10 protein-coding genes are annotated in these 8,099 nt (G+C 45.5%); 9 read left to right on the forward strand and 1 reads right to left on the reverse strand.

The annotated features are described in order from the left end of the window. Positions 1-233: hypothetical protein (locus tag QUB77_RS30855; RefSeq protein ID WP_333323704.1), on the forward strand; the 233-nt coding region annotated here is incomplete at its 5' end. Positions 234-294: 61 nt separating this feature from the next. After that, positions 295-786: a hypothetical protein gene (locus tag QUB77_RS30860; protein WP_333323705.1), complete on the forward strand. Its 492-nt coding sequence runs from the start codon at positions 295-297 to the stop codon at positions 784-786. A 172-nt stretch (positions 787-958) separates the two neighbouring features. Here QUB77_RS30860 and QUB77_RS30865 read toward each other — a convergent pair whose 3' ends face one another. Beyond that, complete coding sequence (locus QUB77_RS30865; RefSeq protein ID WP_333323707.1) at positions 959-1,201, reverse strand: hypothetical protein; 243 nt, start codon at positions 1,199-1,201, stop codon at positions 959-961. A 436-nt stretch (positions 1,202-1,637) separates the two neighbouring features. Here QUB77_RS30865 and QUB77_RS30870 point away from each other — a divergent pair, with 436 nt between their 5' ends. From QUB77_RS30870 to QUB77_RS30900, 7 genes are all read left to right on the forward strand, one after another. Next, positions 1,638-2,045 (forward strand): hypothetical protein, encoded by a 408-nt coding sequence (locus QUB77_RS30870; protein ID WP_333323709.1) that lies wholly within the window; start codon positions 1,638-1,640, stop codon positions 2,043-2,045. Then, entirely contained in the window at positions 2,042-2,407 is a 366-nt protein-coding gene (locus QUB77_RS30875; protein WP_333323711.1) for a hypothetical protein, read from the forward strand. The genes QUB77_RS30870 and QUB77_RS30875 overlap by 4 nt, the downstream gene beginning before the upstream one ends. A gap of 230 nt (positions 2,408-2,637) precedes the next feature. Continuing rightward, positions 2,638-2,976 carry a hypothetical protein gene (locus tag QUB77_RS30880; protein WP_333323712.1) on the forward strand — a complete coding sequence of 113 codons (339 nt, stop codon included), beginning with the start codon at positions 2,638-2,640 and terminating at the stop codon, positions 2,974-2,976. Continuing rightward, positions 2,976-3,497: a hypothetical protein gene (locus tag QUB77_RS30885; protein ID WP_333323714.1), complete on the forward strand. Its 522-nt coding sequence runs from the start codon at positions 2,976-2,978 to the stop codon at positions 3,495-3,497. Before QUB77_RS30880 ends, QUB77_RS30885 begins: the two co-directional genes overlap by 1 nt. Next, positions 3,497-3,760: a hypothetical protein gene (locus QUB77_RS30890; protein ID WP_333323716.1), complete on the forward strand. Its 264-nt coding sequence runs from the start codon at positions 3,497-3,499 to the stop codon at positions 3,758-3,760. Before QUB77_RS30885 ends, QUB77_RS30890 begins: the two co-directional genes overlap by 1 nt. Then, positions 3,751-4,296, forward strand: coding sequence for a hypothetical protein (locus QUB77_RS30895; RefSeq protein WP_333323718.1), 546 nt, complete (start codon positions 3,751-3,753; stop codon positions 4,294-4,296). Before QUB77_RS30890 ends, QUB77_RS30895 begins: the two co-directional genes overlap by 10 nt. A gap of 818 nt (positions 4,297-5,114) precedes the next feature. Next, on the forward strand, positions 5,115-8,099 hold a 2,985-nt coding region (locus tag QUB77_RS30900), incomplete at its 3' end, for a plasmid replication protein, CyRepA1 family (protein ID WP_333323720.1).

Here is an 8,099-nt window from a genome sequence, read left to right on the forward strand (position 1 = left end):
TTTTTGATATAAATTTAGGGGTAGATGGAACCGTCACAGATATAGCAGAAACTCTAGCCACAGAACCTCCGATCACCAATTTAATGGGATGGGTACAACGCTGGGGTAAATGGGTGCGAGGCTCATTCTTGGCCGCCACAGAGGGAGGTCAATATCGAATGCTTATTGAGCAAGTAGGGGGATGGAGCGAAGTGCTGACTTGGCCACATCTAATCCGCTGGGAAACAACTTAACGCCTACTAAACAAACACTAGACAACGCCTACTAGACAAACACTAGACAAAGAGGAGAATTATGGGCAGAAACGCAAAACGCAAAAAAGAAAAAAAGTTTCAACTACCTACTGCTGGGGTAAGACCTGTGGGTCAGTCTCTCTATCATCAACAGGTTGAGCTTGCTGAGGGATGGACTGTTTGCATTGACCTGGTAAAAAGCCACAGGAGCGGAAGATGGTTAGTATGTTTAGACCCAAATCCTTGTGATGAATATAGCAGCCCCGTCACTTTAACAGTTTGGAATAGCTTAGAGCGCGCTATGTGGGGAGGAAATGAAGTTGTTGAGCTAGTTAAAAATTACACCCTCGCGCAGCTTAAGAATACCACTGGTTTCCAAGAATTTATCAAAAAATTAAGCCAGGATGATGACCAAATAATCGGTGTTTACCACAACGGAAAAATAAATACTGATGAGGAAAGCACAAGAAATGCAATGAAAATCGCTAATCAACGTTTTATTGAAGCAGGTAATCAAGTCCGTTTCAGAGTTGATGGAGAAACGATTCTCTAGTGATGCCTAGTTACCCAACATATATGTAACCGGAGTGTGGGAAAGATTTTCTATGTGTCGCCAAAACCTTGACCCCTCAGCCGGGGAGGCTTGCGGAATTTTCGCAGAGCCGAAGCGAAATTTTGTTACTTCGGCGAAATCTTGGCGGCTCTGACGAAAATCCCGCTAGAAGTTAGAGCGCCCTGAGTCTCTGCTTTTTAGCAAATTTCAGTTGTGCTTTGAGACTTTCAACTTCTTGCTGCAATTGTTTTTTTTCCCATCCCAGCCTTTCCGCGCAACAATGCAAATACCGAAACTCCATCTCCTTGGCACAGTCGTAATCGGGTGAGTCCTCATCCTCAAAGGGTTCTAATTTCCGATAGCTATTATCCTGACCATCAAGATAGCGGGCAATCTCCATTAGTTGAGCAGCCAAACAAACTGGCACTCTAACGGTCTTAAAATCGCGTGTAGACCACTTGGAAGGACGCCCAGCCCCTATTCGCTTACCACCGCGCCCAGCACCTTTAACTGATTTAATCATACAATCAAAGAAAACATCGATTTAGGCTATAGATTCAAAAGTATCTACATCTATCTCTAGATATAGCTTCTACTATCTTAAGATATATATTTTTTCTTGTTGGTTATACCGGGTATCACCGAATCCGGTTGTTCGCAAGCGAGCACAAAGTCGCGGCCGGGGGGGCGGGCCACAAGAGCTGTCCCCCCGGCCCACGTTCTACTTCGGTAGTTACATATAAGTTGTAGGTAACTAAATTGAGTTGTATATAAGTAATCTGTATGCAACTGTTGTGTAACTGTTGATAGTTACACATTATAATAGTTATATACAACGTTAGGTAACTGATATGACTTTCTCGGTAGTGCAAGGTATTTTAGAGCCTGAATATGGCAGCATGATACAAATTGATACAAAATGCTGGTTTTCTTGGCTTACAGACAACAAATCTTTTCGTTACGAGTCCAACACTTTCGCCCCATTCACAGTCCGCAAGGAAAAAAGCGATTACTGGTATGGTTACAGAAAAGTGGCGGGTAAGTTACATAAGCGTTACATAGGACGCAGTTTAGAGGTTACACAAGAAAAACTGGAATCAGTGGCTGAAAATTTAGACAGCCCGACTCCATCAGAGAAACGCAAGGTTACACAATCGGTTACAGAAGTAGTTACAGATAGCGATACAGACACAAGAATTACAGCGCTTGAGGCTCGACTGCAACTGATGGAGGAGTGCTTGGGAAAATTGAGGGCTTGAGTGAGGTCAACTCCGAATCACTCAAGCCAGTTACAGAGGAAGTTACAGAACTGCAAGAAAAACTCGCTGCTGCTGACCGATTGCTAGCTAAAAAAAATCAGGAAATCGCCGAACTAAATGCACGAGTGACAGTGGCTAATCAAAAAATCTCGGAGCGGGACGAGGAAATCGAGCAGCTTGAAACGGAACTCGCTCGGCGATCGGAGGAAATTTCCGCCAGTTCAGCGCTGATCGCGATCGGTGTCGAGTTACCTGAAGCAGCCGACCTGCTCAATCAGTTGAAGGGCAAGCGCAAAAAATCAAAAGCAGACCTAGCAGATGTGGCAGCTATTCTGGAAATTCTGCAACCAGACACTGATTAATTTTCCTAATGATGGGAAGTCGAGCACGGGGAAGACTTAGACAGGTTTTCCCTCGCTTCCAACTCATCAGAAATTCTGAACTGTTGACTTTTGTAACGTGTTGCGCCACTAACAATTTGCTGTATATTCAAGGTAAGGAAGATTGATGCGCGGTAGAACAGCACTTACAATGCTGAACTAACCACGACTTCCCCAAACCGTTAGTAGACAACGTTTGGAGCTAAATAATTATGGCACAGAAACCGCCCCAAAATGAAGGGCGATCGCAATTCTTTATGGGCAGGGAAGCCCTAAAACTTGACGCGCTCAAATCAACGGCGGAACAGTTAGGGCTAGCTCCCTATGCAAGTATCTATGGCGATAAACGATGTAAGTCAACGTGGGTAAAGCTTCTAAGCAACAGTGACTTACATCCACTCACGCCACGCTACACAGAACAGTCACAGCCAATCAACATCAAATTTGCGATCGCACTTTTTATCGGTGCGTGCATTTTGCTATTTCTACTCAAACCCTTACACAGCAAGGTTCTTCCGATTCGAGTAACCATTCAACTTGGAGCAAAATAATGTCACTGCAACTTCGACTATTTGGCGGCGGTGGCGGTATCGCCACTAAAAATGGTGGCGACAGCCTCAACGACGGCGGACACAATATCGACAAATCAGTGGCACTGGCTGCTACTTCAGCCGATGCAATCAGTCCGATGAATCCTGGCAATTTTGCCAGTGGCGAACGCTCAGTTCCGATCGTTCCCGCCCCGCGCTATTTCACCAAAGAAGAGCGGGACGCAATGAAAAAACTCGCGACAGAGAAAGAAAAAGGAGCGCGTTACAGCAAGCGGGCTTATGAATCCCTAGGCACGATTGAAGCAGCGGATGCCAAAGTGCATAAAGCCCACAGAAGTTACGAGCGCGTAGTCGCTGACAACGAATTGAAAAAAGTGCGAGCTAACGCTGGGTTAGCAAAGCACTTGCATGGTTTGCGTCCTGGTTATGCCCGCTTAGGTCTTGGGATTGATAAAGCCGAAAACGATGCGCGGATGCGAATTGACGGTATCAAAGCCAAGCTCACAGCGGGGATGAACTGATGAGAGCGATGTATCTGGCTAACTATTTTATCGCCGGGTGCATCGCTTCCTCCCTTTTGGGATGGGTAGCGAGTTTGCATCCGATGTCGTTTAGAGCGATCACCTTTTTGGTGGCAGCAGGGGCAGTCGCTTGGGTGATGTGCTGGCTGATGGATTATTCTCTCAGCCAATTATTGAAAATTCCTGTTCCCCACCTGCAAGCACTTTTGGTCAGCAGTTTGGTCATGATGCTGATAGGTTTAGGAGTGTTTGTATGCACCTAAAAATGTTTGTGTTGAGCGCATCAGCATTAGCACTGTGGATGGTTCCTCTGACTGCACTTGATAAAAAGGTAAGCTGGCATAAAGCAGTCCAGGGCGTGAGTTTATGTGCGGGAATTGCCTGCGCTGTAAAATCTGGTAAAATTGCTCACGGGTTGGCTAAAGAAGCAGAAATTGAGGTTATCAAAGAAAGAGCAGTCACCGCCGATGTGATTGATGAAATCTCAACCTCAGCCTATGTTTCACAGCAACAAAGACAGCAGGAAGCAGAATTTATTCTGGCAAGCCCTGGGGCTGAAGTAGAAGCGAAGCGAGAAGCGCTAGAAGCCATGTATGACAACGACTTACAAGATACTGCTTCCACTTCAGACAATCCTGATTACCTAGTATATGTGGAAATTTGTAAGTCCAAGGAAGCTGGCAAATCCCAAACTTGGATTATTGAGAACATTCTCAAAATGGGAGGACGTAAATTCAAGGATGGCAAGGTAAAGTTAGAAGCACTTTTGCAACAGTTTAAACTTGAAGAGGAAAAATGACAGACCCTTATTATCCCAACTCAGTGTTACCAAAAATGCGATTACTGGGTACAAAATCTGAAATACACCAGACTTTGTATTTCCTCAAAACTTCAAAATGTATCTGGAAAAGCTCAGACAAATATTACCCCCAAAAGGACAATCCCAATCTATTTGCTTACTACTTGGACGATTTAAAATGTCCGCTGTTGTGGTTTCCACCAATGCTTGCCAATTCCAACGAACCACAGCCTCAGCCATATGATGCGGTATTAGGTGGCAAAACTTGATACTCTAAAAATATGGATGTAGCTGTTTACATAGAATTAGTTCGCCAAGGTTTGTGCCATGCCCGCCCCGATGACACATGGGAATCCTTGTGGCGACGGAGAAGACTAGCTAAAGCGAAGAACTGGACTTTCTGGCGTGCCGTTATCTACGCGCTCAAGAAAGAAATGGAACTAATTCTAAAAGCTCCCATAACCCATACTTGGCTAACGGCATACATTACAAGATGTGTACGTCATGCTTTCTACTATGTCCCAGTAACTGTACTACCGCCTGAAGGGTTCGAGATAGATGCGGTTGCTATTGACATTGAAGCTAGCCAGATTGAGGCTAGCCGTGACCCGCCAATTTTCATCCCTATTCCCAAACTTGAATCATCAAATGGTTGTGCTCGCAGCGATTTAAGTCTGTTCGCTTACTTTTAGCGAGCGATTCCAATGTAGGCTCAGTTTTCACAAACCTTAATATAAAAACCAAAAACCGCTGCAATCAATTGGAACCCGAAAAACAGCGGCTTTGGTAATCAAGCTCGTTTATGGCGAGCCCAAAATATGAACCCATTATACCCTATTGAGGGTGTAGATTTAAGTTTTCAGGATTGCGTAGTCAAATCTGGCATCAACCCTAAAATCTATACTCTGAACTTTGAACCTGTCAGCGGTAAAGCCATCTACGACCTACTTTACCGTGACACAGACCCTACAACTAACAGCAGCAGTGGCAGCGCCCAAGCGAAAAGAAATTATACAAAGTGCGAGGGTGCAAGTGGCTTTATAGTTAACGGTCGTTTTAGACAGCTAACTGGACAACCGCTGGCAATTGACAAAAAAGGATGTCCCCGGCGATATTATCAACCCCCAGGCAAGCCCCTGGAAATGTTTTGTCCGCTGGTGACTGTGGAAGTGTGGGAATTGGTAGCGGCTAAAGCTGGATTATCAATGCCTGCTTACCCAATTATCGGACTTAATGGGGAAGCGCTCAGATTTTGGGACTGGGTAATTGCCAGCGGTTGTCCCATTGTCATTACTGAGGGTGAGAAGAAAGCAGCGGCGCTAATTTCTCGCGGTTATGCAGCAATCGGACTGCCGGGAATTCACACAGGTTACAGAGTTACAGAACGCGGAGATTGGGTAACTAAAACCAACGGCACACAATACCAGAAAGCAGCAGCCCGAGAATTGCACCAAGCACTCCAACCACTTGACACAGCAGAACGTGCAATAACAATCCTATTTGACTACCGTGTCGGGGATTATTCTCAGAGTCAAGAATTTAAGGCGGCCAGCACTCTCAGCAAATTGTTCAAAAGTGCGATCACAAAAATCGGTAAATTACCGGGCCCTGCTAAAGGTGTTGACGATTTCTTGGTGGCTGGTGGCGACATTAACACGGTTATTACTGAAGCTTGCCAAGAAACCTCAGAAGGATGGAAGCTGCAAAAATGGCTGAGACTTCGGGGATTCACTCCAGATCGCACAATCAACTCCAAATATTTTGATGCACCCGCACCAGAGTCCGGCACAGTCACAGCAATAAAATCGGGACTGGGAACGGGGAAAACGGAATGGGTTAAGAATAAAATTGCGATCGACTTGCGGGGGTTGCAGATAAATCTTGGATACCGCAACAGCTTGCTTTTACAGCAGTGTGAAAAATGGGGTAGCAACCACTGGGACGAGCACAAAGGCTATCTTTTTACTAAAGACCCTGACGGCCGCTTAAGTCTCTGCGTTGACTCCCTCCTCAAACTTCCGATTGAGATGTTTGAGTATGCTGTGCAGCACGTCCGAGGGATGACTATCATCCTTGATGAGTCAGTGTCTGTGATTAAGCACGCCCTAACCTCTTCTACACTTTTTGGTAAACGTCTAGAAATTCTTGAGCGGCTAGAGTTAATCTGCAAGCTGGCAGATCGGATTATCTTGAGCGACGGCAATCAGTCCGACATCGTTGTGGATTATATCGCTGAGATTTCTGGCAAGCACTCAGTCAAAATTGAGAATGTTTTCACGGGCGATACTCCTCCCATATTTTTTGTGGATGCAGGGAAAAAGTCTAAAAAGTGGCTGAGCGCTGAAATCCTTAAAAGTCCTTGCCCTGCGATTGCCACAGACTCGCTGCGAGATGCTGAGGCTTTGGCTTTAAGGCTGAGAGAATCACACGGCCCAGGGCTTCTCTTGACCTCGAAAACAGTAACAGAGCCTTGGGCTAAAGAATTTCTTAAAGACCCAGACGCTTACATCCGCAAGTACAAACCAGCTTGGATAATTTTTAGCCCAACGGCTGAAAGCGGTATAGACATTAGCATTCGAGATTATTTCTCTGATGTTTTTTGCTGGTTTGTCGGGGTAATTGCAGTTGATGAAGCTGTGCAGATTAGCCGTCGAGTTCGCCACCCTGAAAGAATCATCATCCTTTGTCCTGAACGCGGTTTAAAAAGTCGCAGCAGTGCGGGAATCTTTGAAGCAGAAATTATCAAAGCTCTTGCAGAGTTCGGAGACACAGAGGCTCGTTTACTTGTAGACGATGAATCGCAGTTGCAAAAAATCAGAGAAGATTTAGCGGCTCAAATCGTCACCCCACATACAATTTTGTGGGCAAAGCTCCAAGCGAAGGCAGAACTAGAACGCGCGAACTTGCGGGAATATCTGCTTAAAGCTTTCGAGCTTGGCGGCTATTCGGTGCAGCAAGTTTTGGCTGCTGAGTGCGATGACGAAGGACACGCTCTGGCAAAAGAAGAGTGTAAAGACAAGGAATCTCAGGAAATTTTCAACGCTCCTGACATTGACCTAGCCGAAGCTCTTGAAATCAAGCGGAACTATAGCGCTGCATGGCCGGAACGATGCCAAAGTATTAAAGCTCTGTTGAAAGCACGGCTACCAGGAATCGAAGAGTCTGAGTTGTGGAACTGGGAGTTTGTGCGTCGGGTAAGGTTTGACGAGCGATCGCTTTTATCTCAACTTGACGCTGCTTGGCAATTTGACAACCCAGAAGACGCCGAGTATTTACAGCGGTCTAGATTGTTGGCTAGCAAGCGTGAGTTTGTGGGCGATTTCTCCAACCGCTACCTGAAAATCCGGACACTTCAGGCCCTAGGTCTAGAGAAATTTTTGGATTCCAGCAAGGACTGGAGCGGGGATGATTTTGAAGTTACCCAAATTTACGAACGCTGCAAAAAGAAAGCGATCGCCAATCTTTTCGGTCACCCTGGCAAGATGAAGCCAATGCAGTGGTTAAACAAACTGTTGAGTTTAATCGGATATAAGTTGATTGGACACAAAATCAAACAAAACGGAGTGCTGCACCGGACATATTCATTTGATGATAAGCTAAGCACTCCTGCAAACTGGGATGAATTGACCGCGTTTACAGCCAAAAAACAAGCAAAAAAAATCTCTGAAGTAAGAGAAGCTGAAATGCTTGCAGCACAAGCACTTGAAGCGGTTCCACCTCCCCCTGTTTTTGATATAAATTTAGGGGTAGATGGAACCGTCACAGATATAGCAGAAACTCTAGCCACAGAACCTCCGATCACC

The sequence above is a fragment of the Microcoleus sp. AT9b-C3 genome (genome assembly GCF_036705485.1).
Taxonomy (GTDB): Bacteria; Cyanobacteriota; Cyanobacteriia; order Cyanobacteriales; family Microcoleaceae; genus Microcoleus.